This is a genomic window from Micromonospora sp. TSRI0369 (genome assembly GCF_001905625.1).
GTDB classification, from domain to species: domain Bacteria; phylum Actinomycetota; class Actinomycetes; order Mycobacteriales; family Micromonosporaceae; genus Micromonospora; species Micromonospora echinospora_A.
Genome location: NZ_LIVU01000004.1, coordinates 406,622 through 422,232 on the forward strand (window position 1 = coordinate 406,622; position 15,611 = coordinate 422,232).

Genomic DNA, 15,611 nt, shown 5'->3' on the forward strand with positions numbered 1-15,611 from the left:
GCGATCCGCCGGCCGATCTCCGGGTTGCCGACGCGCCCATGACGGGCACCTACAGTGACAAGTGTACCGGCTCGTCCGCCGGGCGACCGGGCGGCCCCGACACCGCCCAGCCTCCGGGCACCCGGACATACCGGTCGTGGCAGGTCACCGGCCGCACCGGCCCCACCGAGGACCTCACGTGATCTGCACCACCAGGGCCAGCCCGAGCCCGATCAGGCTGAACAGCAGCCCCACGCCGCCGCAGGAGAGCCCGGCCACCGCCAGGCCGGCACCGGTGAACCGGACCGCCGGCGGCGGCGCCGGCCGGCGGATCTGCCGACGGGCGAGCAGCCCGGCCACCACCGCGCCGACCCCGATCAGCGCGCCGAGCACTGTGAACGCGCCGGCCGCCCAGGCGCCACCGTAGTCCGGCCCGGCGATCCCGAAGCAGAAGACCAGAAGAGAGACCCCGATCGCGGCGATCCCGGCGATCAACGACCCGATGGCGAGCCCGGAGGTGACCGGCGGCACGTCGAGGTGGACCACGCCGAACGGCGTACCGGGCACCGCGTCGACCCGCTTCGGCGGTCGCGGCGCCTCGGCCGGCGGCGGCGGGAACGCCGGTCCCCAGCCCCCGTGGCCCGGCGCGCTCGCCGGAGCCGGCCAGCCGCCGCCGTGGCCCGGCGGATTCCCCGGGTACGCCCCGTGCGGGAGGTGCGCCGGCGCGGACGCGGAACCCGGCGGGTACGGCCCGGGGCGGTTCGGGTCGCCTCCCGGCGCGGCCGGCTCCGTCACGGGTTCCTCCTGTCCACACTCGCCCGCCACCCGGCGGACACCGGCCAGGCTACCGTCGCGGGTCACGGCCGGGTGGACGGGCGCGGTCCGCTCCCCCGCCCGGTCAGTCGAAGTTCGGCGCGAAGTCGTGGCCGAACGAGCCGTCGGCGTACCGGACCACGCCGATCACCACCGCGGCGACCACCGCGGCCGCGGTCAGCACCAGCCCGGTCCGCGCCATCTGCTCGCCGCGCCGCAGCCAGTCGCCGCCGGTGAGATAACCACCCGACGCGTACGCCTCGCGGCGTGCCTGCCGGGCCAGCGTGAGCGCGATCGTGGCCGGCACCGCGCCACCGACGAACAGGCCGGTGAGCGCGCCGATCAGGCCGAGCGCGAAGACGGCGCGGGCCTTGGTGGAGCGGACCGGCTCCGGGTCGTGCGGATGGCGGTGCCCCTGCGGCACGACGGGCGCCGGCCCGGGCACTGTCGTCATGCCTCCATCATGCCCCGAACCGGTTCCCCGGGTCCCGGCAAGCCGGCCCGGACGCGACGAGGCCCCCGGCTGCTGCCGGGGGCCTCGTCGTTTCCTGGTGCTTAGCGGTACGACCCGAAGTCGAAGTCGTCCAGCGGAACCGCCTGGCCGCTGGCCGGCCCGAAGCCGTAGTCGGTCTCCGGGTAGCCGGTCATCGAGTAGACCTTGGCCTTCGCCTCCTCGGTCGGCTCGACCCGGACGTTGCGGTACTTGCTGATGCCCGTACCGGCCGGGATGAGCTTACCGATGATCACGTTCTCCTTGAGGCCGATCAGCGAGTCGCTGCGGGCGTGGATCGCCGCGTCCGTCAGCACCCGGGTGGTCTCCTGGAAGGAGGCCGCCGACAGCCAGGAGTCAGTGGCCAGCGAGGCCTTGGTGATACCCATCAGCACGGGGCGACCGGCAGCGGGCTCGCCACCCTCGCCGACGAGCCGGCGGTTCTCCGACTCGAAGAGCGCCCGGTCGACCAGCACGCCCGGCAGGAACTCGGTCGAGCCGGAGTCGATCACAGTCACCCGCTTGAGCATCTGGCGGATGATGATCTCGATGTGCTTGTCGTGGATGAGCACACCCTGCGAGCGGTAGACCTCCTGGACCTCCTGGGTCAGGTGGACCTGGACCGCGCGCGGGCCGAGGATGCGCAGCAGCTCGTGCGGGTCGATGGTGCCCTCGGTGAGCTTCTCGCCGACCTCGACGTGGTCGCCGTCGTGCGCCCGGAGCCGGACCCGCTTCGAGATCTTGTCGTAGACGATCTCGTCGCTGCCGTCGTCCGGGATGACCACGATCTTGCGGGACCGCTCGCCGTCCTCGATCCGGATGCGACCCGGGGTGTCGGCGATGGGCGCCTTGCCCTTCGGCACCCGGGCCTCGAAGATCTCCTGGACACGGGGCAGACCCTGGGTGATGTCCTCACCCGCGACACCACCGGTGTGGAAGGTACGCATCGTCAGCTGCGTACCCGGCTCACCGATCGACTGGGCGGCGATGATGCCGACCGCCTCGCCGACGTCCACGGTCTTGCCGGTCGGCAGCGAGCGGCCGTAGCACGCACCGCAGACGCCCAGCTTCGACTCGCAGGTGAGCACGCTGCGCACCCGCACCGTCTCCGTCCCGGCCGCGACGATCGCGTCCACCAGGATCGAGTTGATGTCCTGGCCGCGGTGGGCCACCACGGTGCCGTCCGGCCCCTTGATGTCGTCGGCCAGCGTCCGGGCGTGCACGCTGGTCTCGGCGTGCTCGTGCACGACCAGCTTGCCGTCGATCCGCTCACCGATCTGCATCGGGATGGCACGGTCGGTGCCGCAGTCCTCCTCGCGGATGATGACGTCCTGCGAGACGTCCACCAGACGCCGGGTCAGGTAACCCGAGTCGGCGGTACGCAGGGCGGTGTCCGCGAGACCCTTCCGGGCGCCGTGCGTGGAGATGAAGTACTCCAGTACGGACAGACCCTCCCGGTAGCTGGCCTTGATCGGCCGCGGGATGATCTCACCCTTCGGGTTGGCCACCAGACCACGGATGGCCGCGATCTGCCGGAGCTGGAGCAGGTTACCGCGGGCACCCGAGTGGATCATCTTCCACAGCGGGTTCTCCTGCGGCAGCGCGGTGTCCATCTCCTTGGCGACCTCGTTCGTCGCCTTGGTCCAGATCTCGATGAGCTCGCCGCGGCGCTCCTCGGCGGTCATCAGACCACGCTGGTACTGCTTGTCGATCCGGTCGGCTTCCTTCTCGTACCGCTCCAGGATCTCCCGCTTGCGCGGCGGAGCGATGACGTCCTCCATGCCGATGGTGACGCCGGACCAGGTGGCCCAGTGGAAACCGGCCTCCTTGAGCCCGTCCAGGGTGGCCGCCAGGGCCACCTTCGGGAAGCGCTCGGCGAGGTCGTTGACGATCGCGGAGAGCTGGCCCTTGCGGATCTCGTAGTTCACGAAGCGGTAGCCCGGGGGCAGCGTCTCGTTGAACAGGACCCGGCCCAGCGTGGTCTCCACGGTCACCGGCTCGCCCTCGGTCCAGCCCTCGGGGGCGGTCCAGGGCTCGGCGCCGGCGCCGTTGTCCACACCGACGACGTCGCGCAGCCGGATCCGGACCGGCGCCTGCAGGTGCAGCTCGCCGTTGTCGTACGCCATCCGCGCCTCGGCGTCCGAGCTGAACACCCGGCCCTCGCCCTTGCCCCCAGCAGTGAGGTGGGTGAGGTGGTAGAGACCGATGACCATGTCCTGGGTGGGCATGGTGACCGGCTTGCCGTCGGCCGGCTTGAGGATGTTGTTCGACGACAGCATCAGGATCCGTGCCTCGGCCTGGGCCTCGGCGGACAGCGGCACGTGGACCGCCATCTGGTCACCGTCGAAGTCGGCGTTGAACGCGGTGCAGACCAGCGGGTGGATCTGGATGGCCTTGCCCTCGACCAGCTGCGGCTCGAAGGCCTGGATGCCCAGACGGTGCAGGGTCGGCGCGCGGTTCAGCAGCACCGGGTGCTCGCCGATGACCTCTTCCAGCACGTCCCACACGACCGGCCGCTGCCGCTCGACCATCCGCTTGGCGGACTTGATGTTCTGCGCGTGGTTGAGGTCGACCAGCCGCTTCATGACGAACGGCTTGAACAGCTCCAGCGCCATCTGCTTGGGCAGGCCGCACTGGTGCAGCTTGAGCTTCGGGCCGACCACGATGACCGAACGGCCGGAGTAGTCGACGCGCTTGCCCAGCAGGTTCTGGCGGAACCGGCCCTGCTTGCCCTTGAGCATGTCGGACAGCGACTTCAGCGGCCGGTTACCCGGGCCGGTGACCGGACGACCGCGACGGCCGTTGTCGAACAGCGCGTCGACGGCCTCCTGGAGCATCCGCTTCTCGTTGTTGACGATGATCTCGGGCGCGCCAAGGTCGATCAGCCGCTTGAGGCGGTTGTTCCGGTTGATCACACGCCGGTACAGGTCGTTGAGGTCGGAGGTCGCGAAGCGGCCACCGTCGAGCTGCACCATCGGGCGCAGGTCCGGCGGGATGACCGGGACGCAGTCCAGCACCATGCCGAGCGGCGAGTTCCGGGTGTTCTGGAACGCCGCGACGACCTTGAGCCGCTTGAGCGCGCGGATCTTCCGCTGGCCCTTGCCGGAGCGGATGGTCTCGCGCAGGTTCTCCGCCTCGGCCCCAAGGTCCATGTTCTGGACCAGGGCCTTGATCGCCTCGGCGCCCATGCTGCCGGTGAAGTACTCACCGAAGCGGTCGCGCAGCTCGCGGTAGAGCAGCTCGTCGGTGACCAGCTGCTTCGGCTCCAGCTTGCGGAAGGTGTCGAGGACCTCGTCGAGGCGGTCGATCTCGCGCTGGGCCCGGTCGCGGATCTGGCGCATCTCGCGCTCTCCGCCCTCCTTGACCTTGCGCCGGACGTCCGCCTTCGCGCCCTCGGCCTCCAGCTCGGCCAGGTCAGCCTCCAGCTTGGCGGCCCGCTTCTCGATCTCCGAGTCGCGGCTGTTCTCCGCCTGCCGCTTCTCGGCCAGGATCTCGTTCTCGATGGTCGAGAGGTCGCGGTGACGCGCTTCGGCGTCCACGCTCGTCACGACGTACGAGGCGAAGTAGATGATCTTTTCGAGGTCCTTCGGGGCGAGGTCCAGCAGGTAGCCCAGCCGGCTCGGCACGCCCTTGAAGTACCAGATGTGGGTCACCGGAGCGGCCAGCTCGATGTGACCCATCCGCTCCCGGCGAACCTTGGAGCGGGTCACCTCGACGCCGCAGCGCTCGCAGATGATGCCCTTGAAGCGGACCCGCTTGTACTTACCGCAGTAGCACTCCCAGTCCCGCTGAGGACCGAAGATCTTCTCGCAGAAGAGCCCGTCCTTCTCCGGCTTGAGGGTGCGGTAGTTGATGGTCTCGGGCTTCTTGACCTCGCCGTGGGACCACTGACGGATGTCGTCAGCGGTGGCGAGGCCGATGCGCAGCTCGTCGAAGAAGTTGACGTCGAGCACTATGTCCCCTATGTCGTCGTCTGTACTGCTAGCTAACGGGCGGAACCGGGGGCCGGCGAACCGGCCCCCGGATCACCGCCTCAGACCTCTTCGACCGAGCTCGGCTCGCGCCGGGACAGGTCGATGCCCAGCTCCTCCGCGGCCCGGAACACCTCGTCGTCGGTCTCGCGCATCTCCAGGGCCACGCCGTCGCTGGAGAGCACCTCGACGTTGAGGCACAGCGACTGCAGCTCCTTGAGCAGCACCTTGAACGACTCCGGGATGCCCGGCTCGGGGATGTTCTCGCCCTTGACGATCGCCTCGTAGACCTTGACCCGGCCCAGGACGTCGTCGGACTTGATGGTCAGCAGCTCCTGCAGGGCGTAGGCGGCGCCGTACGCCTGCATGGCCCAGCACTCCATCTCACCGAAGCGCTGGCCACCGAACTGCGCCTTACCACCCAGCGGCTGCTGCGTGATCATCGAGTACGGGCCGGTCGAGCGGGCGTGGATCTTGTCGTCGACCAGGTGGTTGAGCTTCAGGATGTAGACGTAGCCGACCGCGATCGGGTCGGGCAGCGGCTCGCCGGAGCGACCGTCGAACAGCTGCGCCTTGCCGGTACGCCCGATCAGCTGCTTGCCGTCCCGGTTGGGCAGGGTCGACGCCAGCAGACCGGAGATCTCCTCCTCGCGGGCACCGTCGAAGACCGGAGTGGCCACGTTGGTGTCCGGCTCGGACTCGTGCGCCTCGATCGAGCGGAGCTGGCGCTTCCACTCCTCGTCGTCGCCGTCCACGCTCCAGCCGGTCTTGGCCACCCACCCGAGGTGGGTCTCCAGGACCTGGCCGATGTTCATCCGGGACGGCACACCGAGCGGGTTCAGCACGATGTCGACCGGGGTGCCGTCCTCCAGGAACGGCATGTCCTCGATCGGCAGGATCTTGGAGATGACGCCCTTGTTGCCGTGGCGGCCCGCGAGCTTGTCACCGTCCTGGATCTTGCGCTTCTGGGCCACGTAGACCCGGACCAGCTCGTTCACGCCCGGGGGCAGCTCGTCGCCGTCCTCGCGGGAGAAGGTACGCACACCGATGACCGTGCCGGTCTCGCCGTGCGGCACCTTCAGCGAGGTGTCACGGACCTCGCGCGCCTTCTCACCGAAGATCGCGCGGAGCAGCCGCTCCTCGGGGGTCAGCTCGGTCTCGCCCTTCGGCGTGACCTTGCCGACCAGGATGTCGCCGGGGACGACCTCGGCGCCGATCCGGATGATGCCGCGCTCGTCGAGGTCGGCGAGCATCTCCTCGCTGACGTTCGGGATGTCGCGGGTGATCTCCTCCGGGCCGAGCTTGGTGTCCCGGGCGTCGACCTCGTGCTCCTCGATGTGGATCGAGGTGAGCACGTCCTGCTGCACGAGGCGCTGCGACAGGATGATCGCGTCCTCGTAGTTGTGGCCCTCCCAGCACATGAACGCCACCAGCAGGTTGCGTCCGAGCGCCATCTCGCCCTCGTCGGTGCACGGCCCGTCGGCGATGACCTGGCCGGCCTCGACGCGGTCGCCCTCGAAGACGACCGGCTTCTGGTTGACGCAGGAGCCGGCGTTGGAGCGGCGGAACTTGTGCAGCAGGTACGTCCGGCGGTGGCCGTCGTCCTGGTGAACCGTGATGTAGTCCGCGCAGAGGTCCTCGACCACGCCACCGACCTCGGCGACGACCACGTCACCGGCGTCCACCGCGGCGCGGTACTCCATGCCCGTACCCACGAGCGGGGCCTCGGCCTTGACCAGCGGCACCGCCTGACGCTGCATGTTCGCGCCCATGAGCGCGCGGTTGGCGTCGTCGTGCTCCAGGAACGGGATCATCGCGGTGGCGACCGAGGTCATCTGCCGCGGCGACACGTCCATGTAGTCCACGGCGCCCGGCGGGACGTCCTCGGTCTCGCCGCCCTTACGGCGGACCAGGACGCGGTCCTCGGCGAAGGTGCCGTCCGACTTCAGCGGGGCGTTGGCCTGCGCCTTGACGAACCGGTCCTCCTCGTCCGCGGTCAGGTAGTCGATCTGGTCGGTGACCCGACCGTCGATGACCTTCCGGTACGGCGTCTCGATGAAGCCGAACGGGTTGACCCGGGCGAACGTGGAGAGCGCGCCGATCAGGCCGATGTTCGGGCCTTCCGGCGTCTCGATCGGGCACATCCGGCCGTAGTGGGACGGGTGCACGTCCCGGACCTCGAAGCCGGCCCGCTCACGGGACAGACCACCCGGGCCGAGCGCGCTCAGCCGGCGCCGGTGGGTCAGACCCGCCAGCGGGTTGGTCTGGTCCATGAACTGGGACAGCTGCGATGTACCGAAGAACTCCTTGATCGCCGCCACCACCGGGCGGATGTTGATCAGGGTCTGCGGCGTGATCGCCTCGACGTCCTGGGTGGTCATCCGCTCGCGGACGACCCGCTCCATCCGGGAGAGACCCACCCGGACCTGGTTCTGGATCAGCTCGCCCACGGTACGCAGGCGACGGTTGCCGAAGTGGTCGATGTCGTCGGCCTCGTAGCCCTCCTCACCGGCGTGCAGCCGGCAGAGGTATTCCACGGTGGCGACGATGTCGTCCTCGGTGAGCGTGCCGGTGGTGATCGGCACGTCCAGCTCGAGCTTCTTGTTGAACTTGTAGCGCCCGACCTTGGCGACGTCGTACCGCTTCGGGTTGAAGAAGAGGTTGTCGAGCAGGGTCTGGGCGTTCTCACGGGTCGGCGGCTCGCCAGGGCGGAGCTTCCGGTAGATGTCGAGCAGCGCCTCGTCCTGCCCGGCGATGTGGTCCTTCTCGAGCGTGGTCATCATCAGCTCGGACCAGCCGAACTTCTCGCGGATGCGCTCCGCGGACCACCCGATGGCCTTGAGCAGGACGGTGACGGCCTGACGGCGCTTACGGTCGATGCGAACGCCGACCGTGTCGCGCTTGTCGATGTCGAACTCCAGCCAGGCACCCCGGCTCGGGATGACCTTGACGCTGGAGAGGTCGCGGTCGGAGGTCTTGTCCGGCTGCTTGTCGAAGTAGACGCCAGGCGAGCGGACGAGCTGGCTGACGACGACGCGCTCGGTGCCGTTGATGATGAAGGTGCCCTTCGGCGTCATCATCGGGAAGTCACCCATGAACACGGTCTGGCTCTTGATCTCGCCAGTGGTGTTGTTGGTGAACTCCGCGGTCACGAACAGCGGCGCGCAGTAGGTGAGGTCCTTCTCCTTGCACTCCTCGATCGAGGCCTTGACCTCGTCGAAGCGCGGAGCCGAGAAGGAGAGCGACATGGTGCCGGAGAAGTCCTCAATGGGACTGATCTCGTCGAGGATCTCCGCGAGACCCGAGCGTGCGTGCGGGTCGTCCGCCGACCGGCCCTGCCAAGCCTCGTTGCCGACGAGCCAGTCGAAGGACTCGTTCTGGATGGCGAGGAGGTTGGGGACCTCGAGGTGTTCGGTGATCCGACCGAAAGAAACTCGGCGGGGCGCGAAAGCGCTCGACGTACGACTGGTCTTCGCAGGGCGGGAAGCTGCCAAGATGCGTCCTTCCGAGGACCGGTGCTGCAGAACGGCTGGTACGCGTGCACTCCAATGACCCCACCAGAAATATCCGTAAACGGACATTTCCGAGCAGGGGTCAAGTCGGAAGGCAGCGCAAACTAGCAGTGTAGCCGAAAGGCTAACCGCTGTCCAGCCCACCCCGCAGGTCGTCGCGGAACAAGCCCTGGGACCTCGGAAAACCGGGTCGTCCGGGCCGCTCGGAACGCGACGCTCCTGCCGGTCCGCTCGGGTGCCGCGGCGGCTGTGCTGCCGTTGCCATTACCCGAGAGGCGGCCGTTGCAAGCGCGGAAAGTCTTGCTGATGCCAGCGTGCCTGGCAGGTCGGTGCCGCGTCAAGGGCCGGTTACCGGTCGGGGTGTCTTTCCCACCGACGGGCTACCGACAGACGCCACTGACCGGCTGGCACACGGGCCGTCGTACGCCCTGTTCACACCGCTGCCGTCCGGGACCACCAACACGGCGGGCGGCGATCCGATTCCGGATCACCGCCCGCCGCGACGCGGTGTGCCCCGGCTCACGTGAGCCGGACGCGCGTCAGGTGGAGCAAGGTCACTTCATGGTGACCTTGGCGCCCTCGCCCTCGAGCTTGGCCTTGGCCTTCTCGGCGGTCTCCTTGTTGACCTTCTCCAGGACGGCCTTCGGCGCGGCCTCGACCAGGTCCTTGGCCTCCTTGAGGCCCAGGCCGGTCAGCTCACGCACGACCTTGATGACCTGGATCTTCTTGCCACCGTCGGCGTCGAGGACGACGTCGAACTCGTCCTTCTCCTCCTCGGCCGGGGCGGCGCCGCCGCCGGCGGCCGGGGCGCCCGCGGCCACGGCGACCGGAGCGGCCGCGGTGACCTCGAAGGTCTCCTCGAACTGCTTCACGAACTCGGAGAGCTCGATCAGCGTCATCTCCTTGAACGCGTCGAGCAGCTCGTCAGTGCTGAGCTTCGCCATGTCTGGCGTCCTTTCTAAACGTGAAAACTAAGAATGTGGTGCGCCGGGAGGGCCTCAGGCCGCCTCGGCGCCCTCCTGCTCGCGCTTCTTGTCCGCCAGGGCGGCCGCCGCGCGGGCGGCCTTGGAGAGCGGCGCCTGGAACAGGGCCGCGGCCTTGCTCAGGTTGCCCTTCATCGCGCCGGCCAGCTTGGCCAGCAGCACCTCGCGGGACTCCAGGTCGGCGAGCTTCGTGACCTCGGCCGCGGAAATGGCCTTGCCCTCGAAGACACCGCCCTTGATGACGAGCTTCGGGTTGGCCTTCGCGAAGTCGCGAAGCCCCTTCGCCGCCTCGACGACGTCGCCCGAAACGAAAGTCAGCGCGGTAGGACCGGAGAACAGCTCGTCGAGGCCGGAGATGCCCGCATCGGCCGCGGCACGCTTGGCAAGCGTGTTCTTCGCGACCATGTAGCTGGTCTCCTTGCCGAGCGAGCGCCGCAGCTGGGTGAGCTGCGAAACCGTGAGCCCGCGGTACTCGGTGAGCACCGTCGCTCCCGCGTTGCGGAAGCTCTCGGTCAGCTCGGCGACGGCCGTGGCCTTGTCGGCCCGGATCGGCTTGTCCGCCATGTCCCTCCTCTCTCGTTACTCGGAGCTGGTACGCCGGCGACGAGCCGGGGCTCGACGACGGCGGCGGAGGCGTCACGACAACGAAAAAGCCCCGGCGCAGGGCGCGCGGGGCGAGGGCCGGCGGCACTGGCACAGTCGGCGGACCGTGCATGACACCGAATTACGCTTACCGCCCTGCGCGGGTCGCCCGTCGTCGCGGAACCTTCGACCGTGCCGGAGCACGGTGACCAGCGGTCTCTGGGTGGAACTACCGCACCAGGTTACGCGACCGGGACCGGAGCGCCAAATCGCCCCCTGTGCTCCCGGTCACCGCGGCTCAGGCCCGGGTGCGGCGGGCCCAGGCGTAGCCGGTGAGCGCCACCGCCGCCCAGAGCGCCGCCCAGCCGGTGAGCAGCAGACCGGCGCCGGCGGCGACCGGCCCGGTGACCGCCCGCGCGGTCGCCATCACCGGCGGGGCCAGCCACGGCGCGACCGAGCCGGAGAGCCCCAGCACCACCACCCCGACCGCGCCGGTGACCAGCACCGCCACCCCGTAGCCGGCGCTGCGGGTCACCGCCCGGCTGGCCAGCGCACCGAGCGCCACCGCCGCGGGCAGGGCGAGCAGGTGCGCCCAGAGCCCGAGCGCCACCCCCACCAGGGCCGGCCGCTCCCCCGCCCCGGCGGCCGCGGTCACCCCGCCGAGCGGCCACGGCAGCGCCAGCGCGACCACCACCACGGCGAGCCCGGCCACCAGCGCGGCGAGCAGCCCGGCCGCCCGCTCCCGGGCCGGCCCGGCCACCACCCGGGCCAGCCGACGCTGCACGTCGGGCTCGACGTCCAGCAGGATCTTGGTCTGCCAGGCCAGCACCGGGAACAGGACGACGGCGGAGGCGCCGTAGGCCTCCGCCGGCCGGGCCCGGCCGCCGCCGTAGAGGACGCCCAGGACGAGCAGGCCGGCCAGCACCGGCGCCAGCGCCCGTCCGGTACGCAGGAACCCGGCCAGCCGCAGCCGGACCAGCGCGATCACCGGGCCACCTCCGGCGCCGGCCCGGGGCGGCCGGAGTCCCCGGCCTCGGCGCCGACCGGGTGCGTGGCCGGGGGCGGGACGGCGTGGTCGCGTACCCGGAGGATCTGGTGGCCGTCGGCGCGCAGGCGGGCGACGGCGGCGGCCAGCCCGGCGGCCGGCACCGCCAGCTCGACCACGGCGACGGCCGCGCCGGCGGACGGCGCCTGCTCGGTCACCGTGCCGTCGGTGACCGACCAGTGCCGGGCGCCGGGCAGCCGGACGGTCTCGCCCCGGTGGTCGCTGACGAGTACGGCGCCACCGGCGGCCAGCACCTCGCCGATGATCTCGGGGACCGACTCACGGGCGGCGGCGTCCAGCCCCTCCCAGGGTTCGTCGAGCACCAGCAGGCCGGGCGGGCGCAGCAGCGCCTGCGCCAGGCCGACCTTCTGCGCGGTGCCCTTGGACAGCCGGGGCAGGCGGACGTCGTGGAACCGGGCCAGGCCGAGGCGATCGACCCAGTGGCGCACGGCCCGGCCGGCGGCCGGAGCACGGAGACCGGCGACGCGGCCCATCGCGGTCAGGTAGGCCCCGACGGTGAACGGCTGGTCGGCGGGGAAGCGCTCCGGCACCCAGCCGACGACCGGCGGCCGGTCGGCGACCCGGCCCCGGGTCGGGCGCAGCACCCCGGCGGCGAGCTGGAGCAACGTGGACTTGCCGGCCCCGTTGCGGCCGAGCACGACAGCGACCTCGCCCGGATCGATGGCGACGTCGACCTGCCGCAGCACCCACGGGCCGTGCCGGTGATAGCGGAACCACGCGCCGTCGAGCCGCATGCGCCGAGAGTGCCACAACGGACAGACGAACGGGGCCCCGCCACGACCTGGTGGCGGAGCCCCGTTCGGGACGTGCTGGTGCTCAGGCCTCGGTCGAGGCCTCCTGCACGTTCTTCACGACCTTCGGGTCGACCGGGACGCCCGGGCCCATGGTGGTGGTGAGGGTGACCTTCTTGAGGTACGTGCCCTTGGCCGCGGACGGCTTGGCGCGCAGCACCTCGTCCAGCACCGCGGCGTAGTTGTCGACCAGCTGGGCCTCGGAGAACGAGGCCTTGCCGATGATCAGGTGCAGGTTGGAGTGCTTGTCCACCCGGAAGGTGATCTTGCCGCCCTTGATGTCCGAGACGGCCTTGGTGACGTCCATGGTCACGGTGCCGGTCTTCGGGTTCGGCATCAGGCCGCGCGGGCCCAGGATCCGCGCGATCCGGCCGATCTTGGCCATCTGGTCGGGCGTGGCGATCGCCGCGTCGAAGTCCAGCCAACCGCCCTGGATCCGGGCGACGAGCTCGTCGGTGCCCACCTCGTCCGCACCCGCGGCGACGGCCTCCTCGGCCTTCGCGCCGGCGGCGAAGACGATCACGCGGGCGGTCTTACCGGTGCCGTGCGGCAGGTTGACCGTGCCGCGAACCATCTGGTCCGCCTTGCGGGGGTCGACGCCGAGGCGCATCGCGACCTCGACCGTGGCGTCGAACTTGACGTTGGTGGTCTCCTTGGCCAGCTTGACGGCCTCGACCGGGGTGTAGAGCTTCGACCGGTCGATGACGTCAGCGGCCTTGCGGTAGCTCTTGCTGCGCTGCATTTCTGGTGACTCCTGTGGTCTCTGGCGGGCGCGCGTCACTCGCGGCCCTCCCACGAACAGATCGGGTGGAGCGGGTGCTGCCGAGATCAGTCGGCGACGGTCAGGCCCATCGACCGGGCGGTGCCGGCGATGATCTTCTCGGCCTGCTCGATGTCGTTGGCGTTGAGGTCAGCCATCTTCTTCTCGGCGATCTCACGCAGCTGGGCGCGGGTGACCGAGCCGACCTTCTCCTTGTGCGGGACGCCCGAGCCCTTCTGCACACCGGCGGCCTTGATCAGCAGCCGGGCGGCGGGCGGGGTCTTCAGCACGAAGGTGAACGTGCGGTCCTCGTAGACGCTGATCTCGGCGGGGACGATGTCGCCCCGCTGAGACTCGGTCTGCGCGTTGTAGGACTTGCAGAACTCCATGATGTTCACGCCGTGCTGGCCGAGCGCGGGGCCGACCGGCGGCGCCGGGGTGGCCTGGCCCGCCGGCAGCTGAAGCGTGAACGTCTTGACGAGCTTCTTCTTCGGAGGCATGTCTCTTCCTGGGGCTTGGAACTGGGATTCTCACCGGTCCGCGGGCGCGCACGGTCAGCACGGTGCGGACAGCCGACGTTCTAGGGTAGCGCAGCCGTCGGCCACCCTCCGCGCCGAGGGTCGGCGGGCGGCGAAACGGCGCACCGGCGGCCACCCCGGAGAGGGCGGGCCGCCGGTGCCGACGTACGTCAGATCTTGGCGACCTGGTTGAAGTTCAGCTCGACCGGCGTCTCCCGGCCGAAGATCGACACCAGCACCTTGAGCTTCTGCTGATCGGCGTTGATCTCGCTGATCGTCGCCGGCAGCGACGCGAACGCGCCGTCGGTGACGGTGACCGAGTCGCCGACCTCGAAGTCGAGGACCTTGACCTCGGGCTTGGCCTTCTTCTGCTCGGTCTCGACCGCCGGGGCCAGCCACTTGAGCACCTCGTCGAGGCTCAGCGGCGCCGGCCGGTCGGCCCGGTCGGTCGCGCCGACGAAGCCGGTGACCCCCGGGGTGTTCCGGACGCAGGAGTAGGACTCGGCGGTCAACTCCATCCGGACCAGGATGTAGCCCGGAAAGACCTTCGCCTGGACCTGCGACCGCTTGCCGTTCTTGACCTCGACCTCTTCCCGGGTCGGCACCTCGACCTGGTAGATGAAGTCCTCCATGTCGAGGGAGGTGATCCGGGTCTCGAGGTTGGTCTTGACCTTGTTCTCGTAGCCGGCGTACGAGTGCACCACGTACCAGTCGCCGGGCGCGTAGCGCAGCTTCTGGCGCAGCTCGGCGACCGGGTCGAAGTCCTCGTCCGGAGCCGGCTCGGTGGTCGGGAACTCCGGCTCGCTGGCGGCCTCGACCGACTCGTTGTTGGCCGCCGTCGCCACCGTGGACTGCTCGTCCGGGGTTCCGGCGGTCTCGTCGTACTCAGGCACGCTCGCTCACTTCCGTCAGTATCGCTGTCCGCAGGTCAGCTGGACTCGCCGAAGACCCACAGCACCGCCTTGGCGAAGCCGTAGTCCAGGCCGGCCACGATCGCCAGCATCACCGCGACGAAGGTGACCACCACGGCGGTGTAGGTCAGCAGCTCCTTGCGGGTCGGCCAGATGACCTTACGCAGCTCTGCCACGACCTCGCGGAAGAACCGCGCGATGCGGGCGAACAGCCCGATCCGCTCGGTGTCCTTACGGGTCTTCCGGCCCTCGGCCGGCTCGGCCTGCGCCCGCTTACGGGTCGCGGTGCCGCCCCGCGAGACCGGCTCATCCGCGTCGGTGGCGTCGTCGCCGTCGGCCACGTCGTCGTCGGCCACGCCGTCGACGGTCGCGTCGTCGTTCAGACGCTCGTCGCCGTCGTCCTCGCCGCGGCGCTTGCTCTTGGCCACTTCGCCCTCCGTGCGGGATATGGGGTCGCACGCCGGGCGGCGTGCGCGGCGTGTTGGTCACGCCGGCCGGACCAACCGTCCCGCGACGGGCCGCGGCCGGCGGACCGGCCAGGAGGGCCCGAGCGCCTCGGAACCACCCCACCGGTGCCACCACCACGGGCCGGACGCCGCCGGTGAGGGCGGCGCGACCCACGGAACGGTCAGGCCTGAGGCGCAGGGGTGACAGGACTTGAACCTGCAGCCTGCGGTTTTGGAGACCGCTGCTCTGCCAATTGAGCTACACCCCTGTGCGGCAACTCACCTCCACCCGGACACACAGTGCCGAGCGGGGGTCACTTGCCCCACGGCGGACCAGTGTACGGGTAGTCGTGCGACTTTCCCAACCGGTCTGCCCCTCGCGCGTCGGGCGTGCCCTCAGCGCGTCGTGCGGATCAGTGCCCGGGCCTGCGACAGCACCTTCTCGCCCTGGCAGGTGGCGGTGATGTCGAGCCTGGTCAGACCCTCTGCGGTGACCTCCTTGACCACCGCGGACACCTCGATCTCGGTGCCCTCGTCGGTGTCCGGGACGACCACCGGGCGGGTGAACCGGACGCCGAAGTCGGCCACCGCGTCCGGCGCGCCGGCCCAGCCGGCCACCGCCCGGCCGACCAGGGCCATGGTGAACATGCCGTGGGCGATGACGCCCGGCAGCCCCACGGCGGTGGCGACGCGGTCGCTCCAGTGGATCCGGTTGAAGTCGCCCGAGGCGCCCGCGTAGCGGACCAGGTCCGCGCGGGTCACCCGGTACGTCTGGGTGGGCAGCTCCAT

14 protein-coding genes and 1 tRNA gene are annotated in these 15,611 nt (G+C 70.3%); 1 reads left to right on the top strand and 14 read right to left on the bottom strand.

The genetic code is table 11. The features are described from left to right. The coding region (locus AMK25_RS32540; protein ID WP_206744913.1) for a hypothetical protein at positions 1 to 182 on the top strand (182 nt) is incomplete at its 5' end. On the opposite strand, the gene AMK25_RS32415 is transcribed toward AMK25_RS32540, so the two are convergent. The 14 genes from AMK25_RS32415 to AMK25_RS14935 all read right to left on the bottom strand — a co-directional run bounded on the left by AMK25_RS32415 (position 175) and on the right by AMK25_RS14935 (position 15,611). Continuing rightward, positions 175 to 546: a hypothetical protein gene (locus AMK25_RS32415; protein WP_198937545.1), complete on the bottom strand. Its 372-nt coding sequence runs from the start codon at positions 544 to 546 to the stop codon at positions 175 to 177. The two genes, AMK25_RS32540 and AMK25_RS32415, sit on opposite strands and share 8 nt — an antisense overlap. 331 nt (positions 547 to 877) lie before the next feature. After that, on the bottom strand, positions 878 to 1,246 hold the full coding sequence (locus AMK25_RS14875; RefSeq protein ID WP_073828952.1) for a hypothetical protein: 369 nt from the start codon (positions 1,244 to 1,246) through the stop codon (positions 878 to 880). Positions 1,247 to 1,347: 101 nt separating this feature from the next. Beyond that, positions 1,348 to 5,235 carry a DNA-directed RNA polymerase subunit beta' gene (locus AMK25_RS14880; protein ID WP_073828953.1) on the bottom strand — a complete coding sequence of 1,296 codons (3,888 nt, stop codon included), beginning with the start codon at positions 5,233 to 5,235 and terminating at the stop codon, positions 1,348 to 1,350. 80 nt (positions 5,236 to 5,315) lie between these two features. Next, positions 5,316 to 8,747: a DNA-directed RNA polymerase subunit beta gene (gene rpoB / locus AMK25_RS14885; RefSeq protein WP_073828954.1), complete on the bottom strand. Its 3,432-nt coding sequence runs from the start codon at positions 8,745 to 8,747 to the stop codon at positions 5,316 to 5,318. A gap of 572 nt (positions 8,748 to 9,319) precedes the next feature. Further along, a complete protein-coding gene (rplL, locus tag AMK25_RS14890; protein WP_073828955.1) occupies positions 9,320 to 9,709 on the bottom strand; it encodes a 50S ribosomal protein L7/L12 in 390 nt (129 codons plus the stop codon). Between the two features lie 54 nt (positions 9,710 to 9,763). After that, positions 9,764 to 10,312: a 50S ribosomal protein L10 gene (gene rplJ, locus AMK25_RS14895; protein WP_073828956.1), complete on the bottom strand. Its 549-nt coding sequence runs from the start codon at positions 10,310 to 10,312 to the stop codon at positions 9,764 to 9,766. 316 nt (positions 10,313 to 10,628) lie between these two features. After that, positions 10,629 to 11,318 (bottom strand): hypothetical protein, encoded by a 690-nt coding sequence (locus tag AMK25_RS14900; protein ID WP_073828957.1) that lies wholly within the window; start codon positions 11,316 to 11,318, stop codon positions 10,629 to 10,631. Further along, positions 11,315 to 12,130 carry an ATP-binding cassette domain-containing protein gene (locus AMK25_RS14905; RefSeq protein WP_073828958.1) on the bottom strand — a complete coding sequence of 272 codons (816 nt, stop codon included), beginning with the start codon at positions 12,128 to 12,130 and terminating at the stop codon, positions 11,315 to 11,317. Before AMK25_RS14905 ends, AMK25_RS14900 begins: the two co-directional genes overlap by 4 nt. An 82-nt stretch (positions 12,131 to 12,212) precedes the next feature. Continuing rightward, complete coding sequence (gene rplA / locus AMK25_RS14910; protein WP_073828959.1) at positions 12,213 to 12,929, bottom strand: 50S ribosomal protein L1; 717 nt, start codon at positions 12,927 to 12,929, stop codon at positions 12,213 to 12,215. A gap of 86 nt (positions 12,930 to 13,015) precedes the next feature. Beyond that, the gene (rplK, locus tag AMK25_RS14915; RefSeq protein WP_073828960.1) at positions 13,016 to 13,447 is read right to left on the bottom strand and encodes a 50S ribosomal protein L11; all 432 of its coding nucleotides are present in this window, start codon (positions 13,445 to 13,447) and stop codon (positions 13,016 to 13,018) included. A 188-nt stretch (positions 13,448 to 13,635) separates the two neighbouring features. Next, a complete protein-coding gene (nusG, locus tag AMK25_RS14920) occupies positions 13,636 to 14,358 on the bottom strand; it encodes a transcription termination/antitermination protein NusG (protein WP_073828961.1) in 723 nt (240 codons plus the stop codon). A gap of 35 nt (positions 14,359 to 14,393) precedes the next feature. Then, positions 14,394 to 14,804, bottom strand: coding sequence for a preprotein translocase subunit SecE (secE, locus tag AMK25_RS14925; protein WP_073828962.1), 411 nt, complete (start codon positions 14,802 to 14,804; stop codon positions 14,394 to 14,396). A 214-nt stretch (positions 14,805 to 15,018) separates the two neighbouring features. Continuing rightward, a tRNA-Trp gene (locus AMK25_RS14930) sits at positions 15,019 to 15,091 on the bottom strand. 127 nt (positions 15,092 to 15,218) lie between these two features. Next, a complete protein-coding gene (locus AMK25_RS14935; RefSeq protein WP_073828963.1) occupies positions 15,219 to 15,611 on the bottom strand; it encodes a MaoC/PaaZ C-terminal domain-containing protein in 393 nt (130 codons plus the stop codon).

Bases quoted from the DNA above. Each gene is read 5' to 3' on its own strand.
- AMK25_RS14875 (WP_073828952.1), bottom strand. From the start codon at position 1,246: ATGACGACAGTGCCCGGGCCGGCGCCCGTCGTGCCGCAGGGGCACCGC.
- rplL (WP_073828955.1), bottom strand. From the start codon at position 9,709: ATGGCGAAGCTCAGCACTGACGAGCTGCTCGACGCGTTCAAGGAGATG.
- rplJ (WP_073828956.1), bottom strand. From the start codon at position 10,312: ATGGCGGACAAGCCGATCCGGGCCGACAAGGCCACGGCCGTCGCCGAG.
- AMK25_RS14905 (WP_073828958.1), bottom strand. From the start codon at position 12,130: ATGCGGCTCGACGGCGCGTGGTTCCGCTATCACCGGCACGGCCCGTGG.
- rplA (WP_073828959.1), bottom strand. From the start codon at position 12,929: ATGCAGCGCAGCAAGAGCTACCGCAAGGCCGCTGACGTCATCGACCGG.
- rplK (WP_073828960.1), bottom strand. From the start codon at position 13,447: ATGCCTCCGAAGAAGAAGCTCGTCAAGACGTTCACGCTTCAGCTGCCG.
- AMK25_RS14935 (WP_073828963.1), bottom strand. From the start codon at position 15,611: ATGGAGCTGCCCACCCAGACGTACCGGGTGACCCGCGCGGACCTGGTC.